This window comes from Ruegeria sp. BG9 (genome assembly GCF_056538305.1).
On record NZ_JBQFSY010000008.1, the window covers coordinates 264143 to 283924 of the forward strand.

General features: G+C 58.5%; 18 protein-coding genes. 10 read left to right on the forward strand and 8 right to left on the reverse strand.

What is annotated here, in order from left to right:
• Positions 1-12 precede the first annotated feature (12 nt).
• From ACR0I8_RS15590 to ACR0I8_RS15610, 5 genes are read right to left on the reverse strand one after another with little or no spacing between them, the layout of a single operon-like run.
• Complete coding sequence (locus ACR0I8_RS15590; protein ID WP_170691642.1) at positions 13-1122, reverse strand: enolase C-terminal domain-like protein; 1110 nt, start codon at positions 1120-1122, stop codon at positions 13-15.
• Positions 1119-1376 (reverse strand): cupin domain-containing protein, encoded by a 258-nt coding sequence (locus ACR0I8_RS15595; RefSeq protein WP_170553940.1) that lies wholly within the window; start codon positions 1374-1376, stop codon positions 1119-1121. The genes ACR0I8_RS15590 and ACR0I8_RS15595 overlap by 4 nt, the downstream gene beginning before the upstream one ends.
• Before the next feature lie 23 nt (positions 1377-1399).
• Positions 1400-2506, reverse strand: a complete 1107-nt coding sequence (locus tag ACR0I8_RS15600) for an enolase C-terminal domain-like protein (protein WP_170691644.1) — start codon at positions 2504-2506, stop codon at positions 1400-1402.
• A complete protein-coding gene (locus ACR0I8_RS15605) occupies positions 2503-3081 on the reverse strand; it encodes a dimethylsulfonioproprionate lyase family protein (RefSeq protein WP_170691646.1) in 579 nt (192 codons plus the stop codon). The genes ACR0I8_RS15600 and ACR0I8_RS15605 overlap by 4 nt, the downstream gene beginning before the upstream one ends.
• Complete coding sequence (locus ACR0I8_RS15610) at positions 3078-4160, reverse strand: alcohol dehydrogenase family protein (RefSeq protein ID WP_480703360.1); 1083 nt, start codon at positions 4158-4160, stop codon at positions 3078-3080. Before ACR0I8_RS15610 ends, ACR0I8_RS15605 begins: the two co-directional genes overlap by 4 nt.
• Before the next feature lie 137 nt (positions 4161-4297).
• Between ACR0I8_RS15610 and ACR0I8_RS15615 the strand changes: the two genes are divergently transcribed.
• From ACR0I8_RS15615 to ACR0I8_RS15655, 9 genes are all read left to right on the forward strand, one after another.
• The gene (locus tag ACR0I8_RS15615) at positions 4298-5185 is read left to right on the forward strand and encodes a MurR/RpiR family transcriptional regulator (RefSeq protein WP_170379200.1); all 888 of its coding nucleotides are present in this window, start codon (positions 4298-4300) and stop codon (positions 5183-5185) included.
• A gap of 146 nt (positions 5186-5331) precedes the next feature.
• Positions 5332-6030: a DUF4129 domain-containing protein gene (locus ACR0I8_RS15620; protein ID WP_170691647.1), complete on the forward strand. Its 699-nt coding sequence runs from the start codon at positions 5332-5334 to the stop codon at positions 6028-6030.
• Positions 6027-7337 carry a hypothetical protein gene (locus ACR0I8_RS15625; RefSeq protein ID WP_170691649.1) on the forward strand — a complete coding sequence of 437 codons (1311 nt, stop codon included), beginning with the start codon at positions 6027-6029 and terminating at the stop codon, positions 7335-7337. Before ACR0I8_RS15620 ends, ACR0I8_RS15625 begins: the two co-directional genes overlap by 4 nt.
• Complete coding sequence (locus ACR0I8_RS15630) at positions 7327-8283, forward strand: AAA family ATPase (protein WP_170379206.1); 957 nt, start codon at positions 7327-7329, stop codon at positions 8281-8283. The genes ACR0I8_RS15625 and ACR0I8_RS15630 overlap by 11 nt, the downstream gene beginning before the upstream one ends.
• A gap of 35 nt (positions 8284-8318) precedes the next feature.
• Entirely contained in the window at positions 8319-9563 is a 1245-nt protein-coding gene (locus ACR0I8_RS15635; RefSeq protein WP_480703362.1) for a DUF58 domain-containing protein, read from the forward strand.
• Positions 9563-10558, forward strand: a complete 996-nt coding sequence (locus ACR0I8_RS15640; protein ID WP_170691651.1) for a stage II sporulation protein M — start codon at positions 9563-9565, stop codon at positions 10556-10558. Before ACR0I8_RS15635 ends, ACR0I8_RS15640 begins: the two co-directional genes overlap by 1 nt.
• Entirely contained in the window at positions 10555-11448 is an 894-nt protein-coding gene (locus ACR0I8_RS15645; RefSeq protein ID WP_170691653.1) for an RDD family protein, read from the forward strand. Before ACR0I8_RS15640 ends, ACR0I8_RS15645 begins: the two co-directional genes overlap by 4 nt.
• A 117-nt stretch (positions 11449-11565) precedes the next feature.
• Entirely contained in the window at positions 11566-12369 is an 804-nt protein-coding gene (locus ACR0I8_RS15650) for a hypothetical protein (protein ID WP_170691655.1), read from the forward strand.
• Between the two features lie 145 nt (positions 12370-12514).
• Positions 12515-15700, forward strand: a complete 3186-nt coding sequence (locus ACR0I8_RS15655) for an adenylate/guanylate cyclase domain-containing protein (RefSeq protein ID WP_170691656.1) — start codon at positions 12515-12517, stop codon at positions 15698-15700.
• 425 nt (positions 15701-16125) lie between these two features.
• Here ACR0I8_RS15655 and ACR0I8_RS15660 read toward each other — a convergent pair whose 3' ends face one another.
• The 3 genes from ACR0I8_RS15660 to ACR0I8_RS15670 form a co-directional block, all read right to left on the reverse strand.
• Positions 16126-16692 (reverse strand): disulfide bond formation protein B, encoded by a 567-nt coding sequence (locus ACR0I8_RS15660; RefSeq protein ID WP_170379215.1) that lies wholly within the window; start codon positions 16690-16692, stop codon positions 16126-16128.
• A 9-nt stretch (positions 16693-16701) separates the two neighbouring features.
• Entirely contained in the window at positions 16702-16857 is a 156-nt protein-coding gene (locus ACR0I8_RS15665) for a DUF5993 family protein (protein WP_425084400.1), read from the reverse strand.
• Positions 16858-17001: 144 nt separating this feature from the next.
• Positions 17002-17946 carry an aldo/keto reductase gene (locus tag ACR0I8_RS15670; protein WP_170691658.1) on the reverse strand — a complete coding sequence of 315 codons (945 nt, stop codon included), beginning with the start codon at positions 17944-17946 and terminating at the stop codon, positions 17002-17004.
• Between the two features lie 340 nt (positions 17947-18286).
• On the opposite strand from ACR0I8_RS15670, the gene ACR0I8_RS15675 reads away from it, so the two are divergent.
• Positions 18287-19774: a YfcC family protein gene (locus tag ACR0I8_RS15675; RefSeq protein WP_170691660.1), complete on the forward strand. Its 1488-nt coding sequence runs from the start codon at positions 18287-18289 to the stop codon at positions 19772-19774.
• The last annotated feature ends 8 nt before the right edge of the window (positions 19775-19782 follow it).

Sequence of the window (19782 nt, forward strand, 5' to 3'; positions counted from 1 at the left end):
TCGTCAAGAAAATCAGAGTCTGTAAACGGCCGCCGGGGCGCCCAGAGCGTCTTCGTCGGGATGCACACCAAGGCCGGGCGTTTCGGGCAGATGCAGATGGCCGTCCACGTTGCGCGGGCCGCGCCCGCCTGCGATGTCGACGGTGATCATATCCTGACAAGCCCAGACGGCGTGGCAATTGTCATCGGGGATGGTGGCGGCCAGATGCAGCGCCTCGGTATCGGCCAGAACGGACCCTCCGGTCGCCATGACGAACATGTCGATCCCATGGGCCAGCGCAATGTCCCGCATCCGCGCGGCCTTGGTCAGCCCACCGACCCGGTTCAGCTTGATCCCGAATATCTCGGCCAGACCATCCCGCGCGATCCGGGCGGCGTCCTGCAAGGTGACAAGCGACTCATCCACCGAGACGGGCGAGGCATGTTTCGCCGATATCGCTGCGATGTCGTCCAGCGTCTCGCCCGGCTGTTCGAACATCACGTTCAGGTCCTCACAGGCGCTCATCACGCGCAGGGCCTGTTGCCGAGTCCAGCCTCGATTGACGTCGTAGAGGACAATTTCACCCGGTCGGCGGAGGCTTTCCACATCCCGAACGCGGGCGATGTCTCTCTCCACATCACCACCGATCTTGACCGAATGCGCGATGTAACCCCGGCTGCGATAGCGTTCGATGACTTCGCGGGTTTCCTCAACGGTCTTCGCCCCGACGGACGAGGCAATCGGGCGCGGCGTGCGAGAGCCTCCGCCCATCAGATCAGCAATCGGCAGGCCCGCCGCCTGACCGGCGATATCCCAACACGCCATATCAATCGGGCTTTTGGCATAGAGATGACCGGGCAGTGCGAGGTCCATCGCGCGTTCGACCTCCAGCACCTTGCGGGGATCAAGACCCAGAATGAACGGAGCCATGGTTTCGAGCCCAGCCCGAATACCCGGCCCATGCGCGGGTACATAGGTGTGACCCCAGGGAGTGCCTTCGCCCCACCCCGTCAGGCCCGCATCCGTTTCAACCTTCACTATCGTTGCGTCGAGATTTTCAAACTTCAGCCGTCCGCCAGACAGCCAGTAGGGATGCTCCAGCGGCAGATCGACCTGAAAAACCGTTAGTCGAGTGATCTTCATTTCAGTTCCACTTCGACAAAGGACATGGGGTGGTCCCCCGCGTTGATCACATTGTGTTCGACCCCTTGGTCCCGGCGATATGATGTTCCGGCAGGCACTGTCACCTCATTGACGGTTCCATCGGGCAACTCCAACCGCATGTGGCAATCGGTGACGGCGGTGATCACATAGTCCATCGCATGGCGGTGCCAGCCGGTTTCAGCGCCGGGGGCAAAGTCAAACCGAGTCACTCGTACGCGCGCGTCGTCGATCATCTGGGTTGCTTTGGCTTGGTCTCTCAAAGGCAGAACTCCTCTACCGGTGCGCCGAGGCTTTCGAAATCCGGCACGACCCCCAACCCAGGCGTATCCGAGGCATAAAGCTTGCCATTCCGCGACTCCGGGCCGCCAATTCCGGTCGACCGGGTGTTGTAGTTCATCAGGTCAGTGGTGTTCTGAAGATACTCGGGCGGAGTCGAAGCCGCAAAATGCGCCACAACCGCGCTTGTGATCTCACCTCCCCAGGTGTCTTCACTGACCACAGGAATGCGGTTTTCGACCAGATAGTCCCGCACCCGCCGCGCCTTGCTGAGCCCACCGAGGTTCGAGATTTTCAGACAGCAGATCTCGGCCCCTCGATCGGCGACAATGCGTTGTGCCATTTGGATACCAGTCACGCATTCGTCCAGCTTTATCGGCTGTTCTGCGACACGGCGGACCTGCTGGCATTCCTCATAGGTGCGGCAGGGCTGTTCGAGGATGAAATCCAGATCTCGCGTGGCCCTCGCCACCCGGATCGCATTGTCGACCCGCCAACCCTGATTGGCATCCGCCATCGCCTTTTCGCCCGGCTGCAGCAAGGGAACCGTGCTGCGGATACGGTCAATATCGGTGGCCCAGTCACCACCAACCTTGATCTGAAACTGCCGGTAGCCTTGATCGCGATAGGCATTCATCTCGGCCACGGTCTCATCTACCGCCTTTTGCGGCGCGACCCGGTACATGGGTGCGCCATCCGTCAGCTTTCCACCCAGTAGCATCCAGACTGGCTGATCGCAGGCCTGCCCGAGGATATCCCAGCACGCCGCATCGAACGGAGCCTTCGCGTAGCCATGCCCCTGCACCAGATGGTCCATCAACTGCTCGATCCGGCCAACCTGACGCGGATCTTCTCCCAGCAAGTGCGGCGCAACCAGTCGTGCCAGCGCGACAACGCCTTCGGAATGCGCGACCATGTAGTTCTCGCCGCAGGGCGTGAACTCACCACAGCCTTGCAAGCCTGCATCCGTGTCGATGACCACGACCGAGGCCGTGGCCGTCTCGATCGCATTCCCCGCCCCCCAGACATAGGCGCCGCCAACATAGGGCAGCCCGGTCTGAAACACGCGGATCCGGGTAATCTTCATGCTGCGTCCATTCTGGGCAGATCGCCCATCCCTTCGCCGCGCCAAAGCACAAAGGTCAGGATCGGCTGATCCGTCGTGGTCATCGCGTGGCTTTGCCAACTTTCATGACTGCGGGTCTGACCCTCGGCTACAAACGCCTCATCCCCATCGACTTTGAACAGAGCACCCCCAGCCAGCGTCAGGTAAAGCTCCTCCGCCTGATGGCTGTGCCAGTCATAGGCCAGACCCGGCCCCCAATAGCCGACATAACCGCGCAGCTGGGTTGAATGAAAATGACCGGTCGGGCCGAACAATTCGTAGTAGCCATAGCGGCTGAGGAACTCGGCACCGACCTCCTCCACCGTGTAGGTGTGTTTCCACTGGGCCAAATGCGCAGTCGACTTGATCGCCTCGACCAAAGCCTGCGTCACAGCACTTCCTGGAAGGGTCAACTCGCGCACCTGATCCGCAGCAGGGATATGGTTCGGCTCAAGTTCTACCGCCGACAGGTCAGACGGCCACGCGCCAAAGGCGGACAGATCAGGGTGCGTTTGATGCACCAAATACGCGGCCTGCAGCACATCATCCAAGGTCATGGGATCACCACGATATTGCCGGTGTGTTGCTTGGCAATGAACGCAGCTTGCGCTTCCCGAAGCTCCTCAAGCGGATAGGTGGCTGCCAAGGCCGGTTTGATCTCACCCGTTTCAATGTATTTCACAAGGTTCTGCATGACTTGCGGATCAATCACCGTTGAGCCTGTGAAGGTCAGATCGCGCAGGTAAAACGTGCGCAGGTCAAACTCGACCATCGGGCCAGCGATGGCACCTGAACAGGTATAACGCCCGCCCCGCTCCAGAATGTCGATCAACTTCGCCCAGTAGGGACCACCGACCACGTCGGCCACCACAGTGATCTTCTCATCGCCCAGCGCTGCACGCAGGTTTTCCGGCGCGCGCGGAAGGATCATGTCTGGACCCAGAGCGGCAACATCGGCGTGTTTGGCCTCGGACGCCAACGCGATCACCCGCGCACCACGCCGCTTGGCCAGCTGCACAAGTGCGCCACCAACACCACCAGAGGCTCCCGGCACCAGAACCGTGTCTTTGTCCGTGACATTTGCCCGGGTCAGCATGCCCTCGGCCGTGGAATAGGAACAGGAGAAGGTCGCCAGTTCGGCATCCGACAGGTCTGATTTGATCGGCACCGCGTTGACGGCCAGCGTCGTTGCGTATTCAGCAAAACCGCCATCCCGTTCGGACCCGTAGTAGCCCGTTTTATCCATGTTGCTGGGATCATCCGGATCGCGTAGCCAGCCATCGGTGATCACCCTTTGGCCAATCCGCGCAGCATCCACGCCCGCACCGACGGCAACGATTTCACCGCAGATATCGGCACCCTGAATACGAGGAAAAGTAATCGGAGCGCCGCCCCAGGTCGGGTCATCCTCGCCCACCTCTTCAAACGCACCGCCCGTGGTCGCATCTGTGACGGTCTTGGAGTACCAGCCCGAGCGTGTGTTCACATCCGTGTTGTTCAGCCCGCAGGCGGCAACCTTGATCAACACCTCACCAGCAGCGGGCTCCGGGCGGGGCCAGTTTTCATGCAGCACCATCTGCTCCAACCCGCCGTGACCCATGGTAACCATCGCCTTCATTGTGTCAGGCAAACTCATCCAGTAGTCTCCTCAAATGCGCCGCAGGTCGGCAGAGGTGTTTCGGGGGCCACATACCGGCGTTTTCGACCATCTTGGTGCGTCCGGTGTGCGAATCTGCTCGACAGGCTAATTTCACAAGTGTACCACGGTCAACAATGAATGACACAAATGTATCATCAATCGTTCTCGACCGTCTGGCCGAGGAATGGGAGGCCCTGACACCCGAGGCCCAAAAGGCCGCGCGCTATGTGTTGGAGAACCCCACAGATGTCGGTGTCTCGACCGTGCGTGAAATTGCCGAAGCCGCCAATGTCAAACCCAACACCTTTGTCCGTATGGCCCGGCAAGTCGGCTTTGAAGGCTATGAGGATTTTCGCGCGCCGTTCCGGCAGGCAATCCGGCAGGGATCGGTCTCATTTCCTGACCGCGCCCGGTGGCTTCAGGATATCGGCAAGTCCGGTGAGCTAGGCGGGCTTTATGCCGACATGATCGGCGCCGCGATCCGCAATATTGAAGAGACCTTTGCCAGGATCGATGCCAAACAACTGCAGGCAGCCGCCGAAGATATCTGGAATTGCCGCCAGATCTTTACGCTGGGCGTCGGGGTAAACAACTCGAACGCCCGCAACTTCACCTATCTGGCCTCGACCGGAATGAAGCAGTTTCACGCCATCCCCCGTTCCGGCTCGACCCCGGTGGACGATCTGGCCTGGGCGGATGAACAGGACGTGCTCATTGCGATTACCTGCCACCCCTATCGGACCGAAGTGATCGAGGCGATCAAGCTGGCGCGACAGCAGGGTATGACGGTCGTTGGCATCTCGGACAGCCCGGCCAGCCCGGTGATCCTGAACGCGCAGCACGGGTTTGTTCTGTCTGCGGACACGCCGCAATTCTTCCCCTCGTCAGTCTCGACCATTGCATTGCTTGAGACGCTTTTGTCATTCGTGATCGCTGTTTCCAGCGATGAGATCGTCGATCGCGTCGCGCGGTTCCACCAGCGCAGGCATGAGCTTGGTCTCTATGCGGAAGAGCCCGAATAGATACATCCGACCTCGCTCTGAAAACCTGTCATGAAATCGCCACATGGGCGCGACAAACACCGGTCGAGTGCCCGCCGTGGTGAATCCATGCGCGAGGCGCATTCTGCCGATTGCGTGCATGACGAGAGTGAACTAACGATAGCCCAATGCGTTTTTTGACGGCCTTATTTCTATCGTTTCTTTTCTGCGCTCCCACACTGGTGACAGCGCAAGAGAAAGCGCTTTCCCCAGCCGAGCTTAGCCCCTCGGGGCAGGACTATCTAAAGGCCGTTCGCTATCGCGGGATCGACACGGATGTAGTGTATTTTGACCCCACCCAACCGGCACCTCCGCTGGACACCAAATTCTCACCCACACCTGACGAAGAGTCTCAAACCGCCTCGCTTGATACCAACTGGACGATGGGGATCGTCTCGGCACTGGTTCTAGCCGTGTTGGCGTGGATCCTGTACCTCAGCGTGGGTCGAACGGCGGTTTCTTTCCGGTCGGGGGCGGGCAACGCAAAGCGCGACGGAAAGCCGTCAGTGGACACGCCCGAGACAGACGAGGAATTGCCCGATCTGGACGCCATCCTGAGGCAGGAGGATCGCAACCAGGCGGTCGTCGGGCTGGCGCAACTGGTCCTGACCCGCTGCCTGACGGCCAATGAGGTTCTTTTCAAGCGCAGCTGGACCCATCGCGAGGCGCTGCGCAGCCTGCCGCAGAGCCTCTGGTACATCCCGGATCTGCGCGCACTGGTGCTGGAAAGTGAACGGGTGCATTTCGGCCATCGCTCCATCAGCGATCCCGACTTCAATGCGCTGCTTGCGCGCATCCGCCCCATCCTGCGCGAGGTCCGTTCATGAGCGATACGACCAATATTGCAGCAACCGAGCGGGTCCGGGTCGACTGGATCATCTTTGGCATCATCGGCGCGTTGTGCATCGGCATATTCCTTTATGTGATGGCCGGTCGACAATATGCGCTGCGCGACTCCTCAACTGGGTTCGACGGGCTAGAGCTGTGGCTGCGCGATCAAGGCCACACGGCGCAAACCTTTACCGGAGGCTGGCCGCTGGACCGCAGCACTATCGGCCTGTTGATCCAGCCCATCTATGACACTCAGCCGGGCAAAGATCGGGCGCGCGCGCAAACCAAAGACGAACTGCTACTGCAACCGGATGAGTTCGATCAGACTCTGGACGTGATCCGCGACAAGGCGCAGTCCACCCCCAGCCTTGTGATCTTGCCTAAATGGCGCTCGGGCCTGAGGCTGACGGGGTTGGGGCACCCTATTCTGTTGTCCCCCGAAGAAGGGATCGAGGCGGTTCTGCATGGGATCGTTGGTTCGAATGTCGGCACAATCCGCTCGGCCCGAGTTCCGTTCACTGACTTTGACGTGGCCTCTGACGATGCGCTGACCGCCCGCCTCTACGCGGCGCAGGTCTTTGACGGGCAAGGCTGCGAGCCGCTAGTGGGCCGTCGGGGCGCTATGGTTCTGGGCCTTTGCCCGCTGCCCGGCGACGGTGAACAGCAGAACGTCCATGTTCTGTCCGACCCGGATTTGATGAACAACCATGGGCTGGTTCCGGGCGACAATGCCCGGATCGCGGCGCAGGTGCTGCCCGAGATCGCGGGCGAGAAGCGGATCATCATCGACTATAGCGACCGTAACTGGCTGACCGACCCGCAACAGCATGTCGCGCGCGAACGCACCTGGGACGATCTGAAACGCCTGTTCGAACCGCCCTTCCTGACGCTCTGGATCGGCGCGGGGCTTCTGTTGGCCCTTGCGATCTGGCGCGGCGGGGTGCGCAGCGGGCCGGTTGCGGATCTGTCGCTGGGTCTCGGGTCAGGCAAACGCACCGCCAATCGGGTCCGTGCGCGGCTGATGCGGATGACCGATCAGGACGGTGCGCTGCTGTCGGATTTCATCGACACCCGCCTGCGCGCCCGCGCGGCATCGGTCTTTGGCGCCTCGCACGCCCTGCGCGGCACGCCCGAGGGCGCGTACCTCAACTATATTCGCGCCCGAAAACCGGACCTGACTGCGAAACTGGAAGATCTGATCGCATCTATCCGCGCCCTCCCCCCGCATCTGGGGCCGGAACATGCCATTCCCTATGTGGACCAATTTGAGTTGATACTGGAGCAACTTGCCGATGACGCTTGATGAATTGTTTTCCCATGCCGAAAGCCTCAGGGCTGAGATCGGCAAAGTTGTGCAAGGCCAGGAAGAGGCGGTTGACCTGCTGCTGACGGCGCTGTTTGCGCGCGGCCACGTGCTGCTTGAGGGACCTCCGGGCACCGCCAAGACGCTGCTGGCGCGCAGCTTTGCTGGGGCACTGAACCTAGAATTCGGGCGCATTCAGTTCACACCTGACCTGATGCCAGGCGACGTTCTGGGCACTTCGATCTACAATTTCCAGACCAGCGAGTTTGTTCTGACCAAAGGCCCGGTCTTCAGCCAGATTCTGCTGGCGGATGAGATCAACCGCGCGCCGCCCAAGACCCAAGCCGCGCTTCTACAGGCGATGAACGAACGCATGGTGACCATCGACGGCACCGATCATTCGCTGGGGTCCGAGTTCATAGTTGTTGCCACCCAAAACCCGATTGAACAGCAAGGCACTTACCCGCTGCCGGAGGCGCAGCTGGACCGCTTCCTGTTCAAGGCAAACCTCAGCTTCCCGCCCGAAGACGTCGAGCTTTCGATCCTACGCCAGCATGCCAATGCGCCGCTGGATCCCATAGGCGCAACGCAAACGGTGCGCCCTCTGCTGGACGCTCCGACGATGGCAGCGGCCCGGCAGTTGATTGATGAGATCGTGCTGGATGACGACATTCTCGCCTATATCCTGCGTCTGGTGCGCGCCACACGAGAAAGCGCTGATATCGCCTTTGGGGCCTCGACCCGCGCCGCGGATGCCATCGCCGGGGCGACCCGCGCGACAGCAGCCTTGAACGGGCGCGATTTTGCCATTCCTGATGACGTCAAAACCCTGATCATCCACGCGCTGCAACACCGTATCGTGCTGTCCCCCGCCGCTGAGATCGAAGGGCGCGGTCCCCAGCAAGTGTTGGAGAACATCCTCAACCAGATCGAGGCCCCCCGCTGATCCGTCCCTCGCGCATATTGCTGGTGGCGGCCTGCGTGGCGCTTGGCCTGTCGCTGGTTGCCGTTGTCATGGGCGACGCAACCCGCACCGTGGCCGGGGTGCCGTGGGTGGTTCTGTGCGTGCTGGCCATAGGTGACCTGCTGTTGTCCTGGCCGCGCCGCCGTTCAGTCTCGGTAGAGCCGCTGGGTGATATCTTCGTGGGCGAACAGGATGAGATCGCCTTGACCGTCAGTCCTGCAACCTCGGGCATGACCGGGCAGGTACACTGGCCCGAAGGGCTCGAAGGACCGGCCCGGTTCGACCTGTCCAGCGGTCAGGCTCGCATTCCGTTTCGCGCCATTCGCCGGGGGACATGGCGCCTCTCACATCTATGGCTCAGCTTGTCTTCCCGCTTCAAACTGTTCGAATTCGTCGCGAAAATCGCCTTTGGTCTTGAGATAGCGGTCTTACCCAACATCCGCCGGGTGCAATCGGGTGAAATTTCGACGACGGTCCAATCACGCCTGTTCGGCGTAAAGGAAAACAGCGCCATCGGTGAGGGCACAGAGTTTCACCAGTTGAGGGATTTTGTACCCGGCATGGATGCGAACTCAATCGATTGGAAGCGGTCCGCCCGGCATCGGTCTTTGGTCGCCAAAGAGGTCCGGGCCGAGCGCAACCACCATGTCATCATCGCCTTGGACAACGGCTATCAGATGCGCGAGGAGATCGCGGGCCTGCCCAAGATCGACCATGCCATCACCGCGGCACTTGCCACCGCCTGGGCCGCAGCCATCGGGGGGGATCTGGTCGGACTTTACGCCTATGACGCCAAGCCGCGCATGTTCCTGCCCCCCGAACCGGGCCGCGCAGCGTTCACCCGACTGCGCAGCCGTACGGCCGAACTGCAATATGAAAGCGTCGAGACCAACCACACCCTCGCCATGACCGAGCTGAACGGGCGCACCCCGAAACGCAGCCTGATCATCGTGTTTTCGGATTTCGTCGACACCACCTCGGCCGAGTTGATGGTCGAAAACATCAACGCGCTGGCCAAGCGGCACCTGATCGTTTTCGTCACCCTGCGTGATCCGATCCTCGAGGCGCAGGTCAACACAGCCCCGCAGGACATGAACGACGTGGCCGAGACCGTCTCGACCGGGCAGCTTCTGCGCGAACGCCGCCTTGTGCTGGAACGGCTGCAACAGATCGGTGTGACCGTGATAGACGCCGAACCGGGCGAGATCTCGGCGCGGCTGATCTCGACCTATCTGGAAATCAAAGCGCGAGAGATGATCTGATGTCTGACGCTGACCTGATCCGCTCGGCCCGGTTCCGGCAGGAACGCGAAAGCGACTGGCGACGTTTGTCCGATCTGGTCGACAAGGCCGAAGGTCAGGGCCTGCACCGTATGAGCTTTCAAGAGGCGCGCGATCTGGCCGACCTCTACCGGCAGGCCACAACATCTCTGTCCATCGCGCGCGAAATCTCATTGGACCGTGGGCTGCTGGAATATCTCGAGGCGCTGACAAGCCGCGCCTATCTGAGTGTCTACGCCCCGCAACAACGGCTGGGCGGGATCATCCGCAAGTTCATGACCAGCGGTGGGCCACAAGCGATGCGGTCCTCCTGGCGCGTCACCCTTCTGGGGTTTCTGTGCATGGCGGCTGGCGCTATCGCCGGGTATTTCTTCTACTTCGACAATCCCGAATGGTTCTTTGTCTTCATGCCCACCGAACTGGCCGGAGGGCGCGGGCCGGACGCCAGCACGGACTATCTGCGCTCGGCCATCTACGGAGAGGAAGACGGGTCCGGGCTGGGGGCTTTTGCCACTTACCTGTTCTCGCACAACACACGCATCGCGATCTTTGTATTTGGGCTTGGGGCATTCCTCTGCGCGCCAACGGTTCTTTTGCTGTTCTATAACGGCCTGATTCTGGGCGTGTTTTACGCGCTGCACATTGATCGGGGCTTGGGCTGGGACCTGTTTGGCTGGCTGTCGATCCACGGCGTGACCGAGCTGTCAGCGATCTGCATCGCGGGCGCGGGCGGTTTGAAACTGGGCCTCGCCGTACTGTTCCCCGGCCAGCTCACACGCCGCGCGGCATTGCGGGCCGCCGGGCATGATGCGGTGAAACTGGCGCTTATCGCCGCCATGATGCTGGTTGCCGCCGCCCTGCTGGAAGGTTTCGGCAGGCAGTTGGTACAGGACCGCACCACACGCATTGCGATCGGCTGGGGGATCGGCGCGCTGTGGCTGCTGTGGTTCTGCTTGGGCGGAAGGAAGCGGTCATGACGCAACCCAAGCTCGACCGTCTGCTGCCCCCCGAGGGTGTACCGCTCTACTTCCGGGTCGCGGGTGTGGGCGTGCGCATGGCCGCCCAATTCGCCGATATCCTGATCACCGGGGTAGGTGCCATCGCCCTCTTCTTGCTTTTGCTGGCCATCGAAGTTGTCCCACCTGAGGCGCTGATAGCCGTTGCTGCGATGCTGTTCTTCATCATCCGCATCCCCTACTACGCCGCGTCCGAACTGGTGTGGAACGGCCAGACAATCGGCAAGCGTATGATGAAGATCAAGGTTGTCTCGGCCGATGGTCAGGCGCTGACAAAGCAATCGCTTGTCGTTCGCAACCTGATGAAAGAGGCCGAGATTTTCCTGCCTGGCACGCTGGTTCTGACCCTGAATGCCGAGGCTCTGATCCCGTCGCTGATCTCGCTCGCCTGGGTGCTGGGCGTAGTAGCGGTACCGGTGTTCAACAAACGTAGCCAACGGCTGGGGGACATTATCGCAGGCACCTATGTGATCCACCTGCCCAAACCGATCCTGCTGCCGGATATGTCCAAGGCGATCAAACCTGCCACCGCGACCCAACCCCGGTTCCAGTTCCTGACCCATCAGCTTGAACATTACGGCGCGTTCGAGTTGCAGACCCTCGAAGGGTTTCTGCGCGGCGCAGCACGCTCGACCGGGCCCGAGGCGCACAAGCGAAAAAAGGAAACCATGGCCGCAATTGTGGAGCAGGTCCGGCGCAAGATCGACTATGCCGATGCGGTACGACCAGAAGACCAGCTTGCCTTTCTCGAGGCCTTCTACAAAGCACAACGCGCCTTCTTGGAACAGCGCCAGTTGTTCGGCGACAAACGCGCCGATAAATTCCACGCCGAGGCAGACAAACAGGGCTAACCACGCCTGTTGCAGATTTACCCAAGCGAGAAGCAGAAAAACGAAACTCGTCTTGAGGATGAACCCGTTCTCAAGGCTCTATCAGAGACAGAACATTAGAATGGTTTGGAACAAAAAATGACAGATACGGCCAATCCCGAATACCCCGAGGCTCACATGCCCCTAGGCGTCGGAGCCATTGTCGGCGAGACGTTTTCGATCTTTTTCAAAAAGCTCCACCTTGTGCTTCTGCTGGGATTCATTCCGGCCCTGATCGAAGTCATTGTGAACAATTACACGGTGGCGCAGTCTTTCGACGATATTGGCACCGCGAGTTTCGACAATACCGCCTTCTTTTCTGGCGTGATCGTGTCGGCTCTGATCACATTGCTCGCATATGCCGTCACCACGGCTGTGATCATACAGTTCGCCTATGACGCAAAATTGGGGCGTGCGGCGCGTATTGGCAGCTATTTCTCGGCGGCTGTCGTCAACCTGCCCGCCATTGCAGTTCTGTCGATCGCAACGACGATCTTGTATTTTATCGGCCTTGTTTTTCTGGTCGTGCCGGGTATCTGGATCTACGCTGTGTTTTCCGTCATCGTACCGGCCATTGTGATCGACAGGGCCGGGTTCGGCGCGATGGGACGCAGCGCGACTCTGACCAAGAACTACCGTTGGCCCATCATCGGCGCGCTGATCCTGATGGGTCTATGTATTGTGCTGGTCGTCATGGTAGTCACATTTGCCTTTGCAGCCGCGTTCGGGTTCTCCGGAATTGCTGATCCAACGGCATCTTTGGGTCCCTGGGTCTTTTTTGAGGCCGCGCTTAACGCGATTGCCTATGGTTGGCTCAGCATCACCATCGCCTTGATCTTTGCCCGACTGAAAGAGATCAAAGAAGGCGTCAGCGTCTCGGATCTGGTGGACGTGTTCAAGTAAGTCCACGCCCGCAGCCCGGTCACAGGGCTGCGGGCATCCGCGCGTCTCTGCGTGACATTTTCGCGTACATTTCACAGGCCAATCACACCAACATGTCCGCAACGGCTGGCGGCGCGTGCTTTGCTGCTGTATCACTCCGGTGGTAATGCAGGACGGCGGGGTCATATCTACACAACAACAGGGCGATCTGGGGCAGCGGCGTCAGGTCTCGGTCCTGTTTGCGGATATGGTTGGCTATACGTCGATCGTCTCGAAACTGGACGAAGAACAAGCGTTGGAGTTTGTGCGCCTGGTCTATGACACCCTGTCGGGCGCTGTATCTCAGCATGGCGGCACGGTCCGCGATTTTGCCGGGGACAGCATCATGGCGCTGTTCGGCATCCCTGACGCGCTAGAGGACCCGGCCGAACGGGCCTGCCGCGCCGCCGACGCCATTCATCACGCTTTCCATGCTTCCGCCCAAAAGATCGAGGCCCGCTTTGGTGTGCGCCCTCAGATGCGGGTCGGCATCAGTTCCGGCACCGTTCTGATGGCTGCCGTACAGGGCGCAGACGGCCCGGCAACAGCGGTGGGCAGCACGGTCAACATGGCTTCGCGCATCGAAAACTTGGCCCCCTCGGGTGGTACGCTGATCTGCGACAAGACCCGAAGCCTTGTCGAATGGGTGACTGAGCTGCGCTTTGATGGGGAACATCAGCTCAAAGGTCTCGCTGCCCCTCAGAAACTGTGGCAACTACAATCCGTACGGGCCGATGCCTCGCGATTTGATGCCTCGGTCGCGCGTGGTCTCAGCACCTATGTGGGGCGTGACAGCGAGCTGACCCAATTGGCCGATGCGCTGGCTCAGGCGCGCAACGGCGTTTCGGTGGTAGATCTGGTGGCGGAACCAGGCTTGGGCAAAACCCGGCTTGTGTTCGAATTCCTCAACCGCCTGCCCCGCGATCAGATTGATGTCCTGACAGGCTATTGTTTTGCAGATCGGCAGCAGGTTCCCTTCCTACCGATCATTGAGATTGTCCGAACCGGTTTCCGCATCAAGGATCAGGACAACCCGACCCGCATCGCCTACAAGATTGAGACCGGCCTGAAGGCTTGGGAGTGCTTTTCTCAACAGAACCTAGGTCTGCTGATGAACCTGCTGGGTCTAACGCCCCCTCCAGACGCATTGGACGGGCTTGACGGCGTTCTCATTGGCCTGCGCACCCGAGAATTACTGCCTGAACTGCTGAAGGCGCGATGCGCCAAGCAGCCCGTGATCCTGTTCATCGAAGACAGCCACTGGATCGATAGCGCCTCGGAAGAGTTGCTGCAGGGCATCGTCAACCGGTCGGACCTGACCAACCTGCTGCTGATCCAGACGCACCGCCCGGAATACACGCCTGCGTGGCGCGATGACGACAAGGTTCGGACCATCGCGCTGAAACCGCTGGTGACCGAGGATTTCGCCAACCTGGCGCGCAACCGGCTGGGCGTGACCACTTTGCCCGCTGGACTGGACCGGCAACTGGCCGAACGTGCCGGTGGTAACCCGCTGTTTGGCGAAGAAATCCTGACCTACTTGTTGGAGCAAGGCAGCCTTCGGGTCGACGCGGCCGAGGCGCATCTGGATATCGACATGGCGCAAGCCGACCTGCCGGCCAGCATGTTGAACCTGCTGACCGCCCGCGTTGATCGTCTGTCAGCCGAGGATCGGGACCTGCTGCAAGCCGCCGCCGTCATTGGGCGACGGTTTGATCCGGGTCTGCTCTCACAACTGGCCAAAGACCCCGCTGAAACCGGTGACGCTCTGCAGCGACTTCAGGCTCAGGACGTGTTGTATCGCGACGAAAACTCCTCGGACTACGTGTTCAAGCACGTTCTACTGCGCGATGCGGTGTATCAGAGCCTTGTGGCCACTCGCCGCGCAGGCCTGCATCTTGAAGTAGCCGAGTGTCTGGTTCTGCGTAACGCAAACCGCCTGCAGGAAGTGGCCGAAATGTTGGCCTACCACTACGGCCAGACGGACCAGACCGACAAGGCGTTTCGGTATACGGCGATGGCCGGGGACAAGTCTCTGGGCGTCTATTCGCTGGACGAAGCCAACAATTACTACACGGCAGCCTACGCCCTCTATGAAAGCGATCCAGACTGCGCCTCAAAGCCCGAGTTCGCCGCGTTTCTGGCCAGCTTTGCGCTGTGTTCGAACATCTCGCTCAGGGTCAAAACGATCATTGACCTTGCCGGGTCCGTGCGCCCCATCCTTGAACAGGTGGGCGACAGCTCTCATCACGCGCTGTTCCTGCACCACTACGTGTCCTGTCTTGTCTGCAATGGCAAATACCGTGAGGCGCACTGGGTGCAACAGGATCTGACCGCCATGGCTGAGCGACTTGGCGATCCGGCCTCACGGGCCTATGCCATGGTGAATGAACTTTCTGTGTCGATCTATTTCTCGCCGATTTCAAACGCAGAGTTCGAAGCCAAAGCGCGCGTGATCGAGGCCGAACTGGAAAAGATCGACGACGCTTATATCCAGAACTTCTACCTCGCCACCATCGGTTGGAACGAACTGACTCGCGGCCGTGTCGCCCGCGCGCACGCCACCGCAGACAAGATGATAGCACTGGGCAAAAAGACCAACGACCCAAGGGCTTTGGGCTATGGCACAGCGATGAAAGCCCTGATCGCCATGGTTGCAGATGACCACGAAAAAGCGCTGGCCATCGCGGAAGAGGCGCACAAGGCTTCAAAAGTCGAGTTCGAGCGCGCCATCGCCGAGGCCGCCCGCGTATCAGCTATGGTGCCCACCGAAACACCCGGCGCAATCGAGATCATCGAGGCCCATATCGCCAATTGCAACGAACACGGCTGGACGCTGTTCACCATGGGCCCGGCAACGATGCTGGGGGTTGCCTATGCCCTGAAGGGACGCATCGCAGACGGGCTTCGTCAGATCGAACGAGCCGTTCAAAAGCGCACGGACGAAGGCACCAAAGTCTCGGCCGATTGGGCGCGTCTGTTCCTATGCGAAATGTACCTTGCAATCCTGACCGGTGAGGGCGGAGCGTCGGCCGGCGTCTTTCTCCGGAATTGCCGCTCGATCCTTTGGGTGCTGTTCTTTGGCGAAAAGAAACTGGTTGCTATGCTGGACGAGGTGCGCAGCAACCCCCAATTCGACGACAAGGGGCATTATATAGCCCGCTGCGACATGATCCTTGGGTTGCTCTACAAAGCCCGCAAGAAAAAGCAATTGGCCGTGCAACACCTGAGCAAAGCCCGCGTCATCGTTGAGACTGCGGGCCAATCTCCGATGCTGTCCCGGATCGACACGGCTCTAGCCGAGCTGGCGTAGCAATCTATTCGAAAGGCGCCAGAATTCGAGGTTGTGGCGGAGACGAAGGCAGTATCACTAAGCCTGCAAAATCCTGTTAAGTTTATGATAAATTTCTAGTTATAGAGAAAAGGCCTCATCATACATGCCACACTAAATTCGATATCAAGCGAGGCGTAGCACAAGGTGTGATGTTATTGAACCAAGGTTAAACACTATAGCAGAGACGCACGTGGATTGCTGCAAAGTACTACTCTGAGGCCAAAGCGGTCACCTGCCTTAACCGTGACCATTTAGTTGACTACTAGTTTTAAATTTCCTTGTTGGTAACTGCTTGCAATCAAAATCAAGCGAGAGACCGCCTCTGAATATCTTCTTTGATTTTGGGCGGCGAAATACCAGAAAAACTACGCACAAGCTCGCACCTCGACCTAAGTTTCCCTTGCTTACTCAAGCTTATCCAAAAATTTGTAGTCTGTTGGCGGATCGTCGCAAATACCTGGTCCACACTCCAGTAGAGCTGAGCCTGCGTTAGCAACTGCCAAAACTAAGATCAACATGAAAGCCGTTTTGGCCAACTTGCTTCCACCGAACCGTTCCGATGCCCTGACGTCCGCGGCTAGATCATATTGCTTTTCAAAGACAAGCATCACTGCGGTCCCGAGTATGATCAATCCGAAGGCTATGCCGGCCCAAGTGTAAAAATGCAGACCAAGAACCGGAGACCCATAGTGCCCGGTGCCGGGCACTATGTGCAGTAGGATTTGGCGGATCGAAACGCTGATACCGAATATTGCTGCCACAAGGACGATTCCGTAGTTCCTTGCACGCGTGCCCCATAACAGATTTAGCCCGAGCCCAAACCCCACGGCCACGAAACCGACACGCTGCAATAGACATAACGGACAGGGTAATTCGTAGAGAACAAGTTGAAAATAGAATGCAAGAACCAACACGAGGCAGACAGCCAGGGCACCAAGCGCGTTCATATTTCGGGCAAATTCAGGTGACATGGAACGATCTCACAGTTGGATTGAAAGCGGCGTTGTTGCATGAAATTTAAGCCAATAAACGCTCGCCAAAAGCGTAACTACGAAGAGTGCGTATGAAAGGCGGACGAGTTTATAGTAAGCGAGCCCGAGGGCGCATGTGAACAACGCAAATAGTAATGCAATCATATTGATCCCTTTGATTATTGGCCTTGCCGAGACTAGCAGGTACTGAGGACACCGTTTCCTTTTCGAAAACCGGTTCTAAGCACCTTATCAAGTCTCGAATGATCTTCCGCATTGTTTGCTATACTGCCCCTCTGGGATTTCACTTTATGCCTCTGGGTCCTCCGAAGATATCCCGAGCTGGGCTAGTTCTTCCCAAACACCATCTGGGATGGACCACTCTGCCCATTCCATCGCCTGTTGAACATGCTGAGGCCACGTCACCCCGCAAACGGTCGAAGTGATGTCGTCGTTTTTCAAAGAGTATTGCAACGCGACCGCCCCGACTGGAACATCGTAGTGCCCGCATACCTCTTCAACAGATTGTATTGGCGCAAGTACTTCATCATCTGCAGGACGATAGACATAAAAGCGATGGATCGCGCTTCCTCGGGCAAGTGCACCTCCGGAATAAGGTGCTGCGTTCAATATCGAAACGCCTCGTGATTTCGCGAGTTCTATCAGAGGTGCCGCGTTGTCGTTTACCAGCGTATGCCGGTTGTGTGTCAGGACCACGTCAAAATCCCAACCCTCCAAAATTGGCATCATCAAGTCGATACGTCCTGCTGCGATTCCGACCGCCTTTGCCAGACCTTCCTCCTTGATACGGAACACCTCTTCAATCGCGCCACCCGGTCCTTTGACCTCAGATAGATCGTTTGCATATTCGAAATCATGGACGTGGAGTATATCGACGCTGTCGACGCTTAGGGCCGAAAGACTTTCCTCGAATGACCTACGTGCCTGAGAAGCATCAAAGGCACCGGTTTCCATATCCCGGTCGACTTTGGTGGAAAGCACCCGCCCTTCCGGCCAACCGCCAAGCTCACGAATGACTTTACCTATGCGCTCTTCACTTCGCCCCATGGCATAGCAACGGGATGTGTCCAGGAACGCATTTGGCTGCGAAAGAATTACCCGAATTGTATCAATCGCGCGGTCTTCCTCAACTTCATACCCATAGATTTCCGGAATACTTCCCAACCCTGTCGATCCAAACCCGACGCGAGGAACCCGTATCCCTGTCTTACCAATTTCGCGTAGCTCCGCCATGCCAACCTCCCAATTGGTTCCGGACGTTCATAGATGTTGCGCGAGTAGTTTGTTGAAAACAAGTCAGACTTGTCGGCGAAGTTACTCACTGGCCTAAACGTAGTCGTCCAAGCCTCAAATCCGCGGTGCTTTTTCGTGAATGGCAGAAATGTCCTTAAAGTAGACATTGAGCAGATTTCACTGAATGACCGCTCAGAGCCCATGGCAGACATTGTTCAATGTGTTCGACAACCTCACGTTTTACGAAAGTGACAAGTCACCGCGTTAGTACTAAGTTGAGACATAAATATTCAAATATTTGACTGCCCAGTTCCTCAGCTTCACCCAGCGCGAGTTTCATATGTCCAAGTTCAAATTTCCTACCGCCTTTACCATTCTGTTCATACTGATTGCCGTCGTGGCCGCCCTTACGTGGGTTATTCCGGCCGGTGAGTACGACCGTCAGATGAACGAAGCTCTGGGCAGCGAAGCGCCTGTCCCGGGCACCTACCACGAAGTCGAGCCGAACCCCCAAGGACTTACGGCAGTTATCCTTGCCCCGATTGCAGGTATGTACGATCCTGGTCTTCTGGGAAGTTCATCCAGCGCGGCGATTGATGTCGCTTTGTTTGTTTTAGTCATCGGCGGTTTCCTGATGGTTGTCACCAAGACAGGAGCTATCGACGCCGGCATCGGTTGGTTGCTGCACAGGTTGGCAGGGCGGGAAATCCTGATGATCCCAATCCTGATGATCGCCTTTGCCTTTGGCGGGACAAGCTATGGCATGGCCGAAGAATCCCTCGCGTTCTACGCTCTGATCATTCCGGTTTTTATTCGGGCAGGGTACGACTCCTTGACCGGGGTTGCGGTGATCATGCTGGGCGCAGGCGTTGGGACCCTGGGCTCAACCTTCAACGCATTTGCGACAGTTGTTGCCTCGCAAGGTGCGGGTATTCCGTTCACGAACGGGATCGTTCTTAGGTTCATTATCCTTGTCCTTTGTCTTGCTGCGGGCATCGCATTCGTCATGCGATACGCATCACGCGTGAAAGCCGACCCGTCATTGTCCGTGGTGGCCGATCAGGCCGAGGAAAACCGGGCGCATTTCCTAAAGGGTTCGGAAGGCGATGATACGTTCCCCGAGATGACCAAGACGCGTTCGATCATTCTGGTTCTTTTCGGGATTACCTTCGCCATCATGATCTATGGTGTTGTCGCGCTGGGGTGGTGGATGGCCGAGATGTCCGGTCTCTTCCTGGTGATGTCCATCATCGTTTGGTGGGTCGGGAAAACGGATGAAGGGTCCAGAATGGACGAAGGGACCTTTGTGGAAACCTTCGTTGATGGCGCGCGCGATTTGCTGGGCGTTGCCCTGATCATTGGCGTCGCGCGCGGTGTTGTCGTCATTATGGACGCGGGCAAAATCACCGACACAATCCTCGCCGGAGCCGAGGGGTTTGTCTCGGGGCTGAGCGAGTTTGCTTTTATCAACGCGATGTTTGGCATTCAGATCTTGATGTCATTCCTGGTGCCGTCCTCGTCAGGGCTGGCCACGCTTTCGATGCCGATCATGGCACCACTGGCAGACTTTGCGGGCGTCGGTCGTGACCTGGTGGTTACAGCGTATCAGTCAGCAAACGGATGGGTGAACCTGTTCAACCCGACATTTGCCGTCGTCATGGGAGGGCTAGCCATTGGTCGTGTGTCATATGACCGGTGGCTGCGCTTTGTTTTCCCGCTGCTCGTAATTCTAGCCGTGATCATCTGCGCCGCACTTACCGTTGGGGCCATAACTGATCCGGGGATCGACGGGCCGGCAACCGAGACTTCAGACACAACATCGAACTGAGCCGTCGC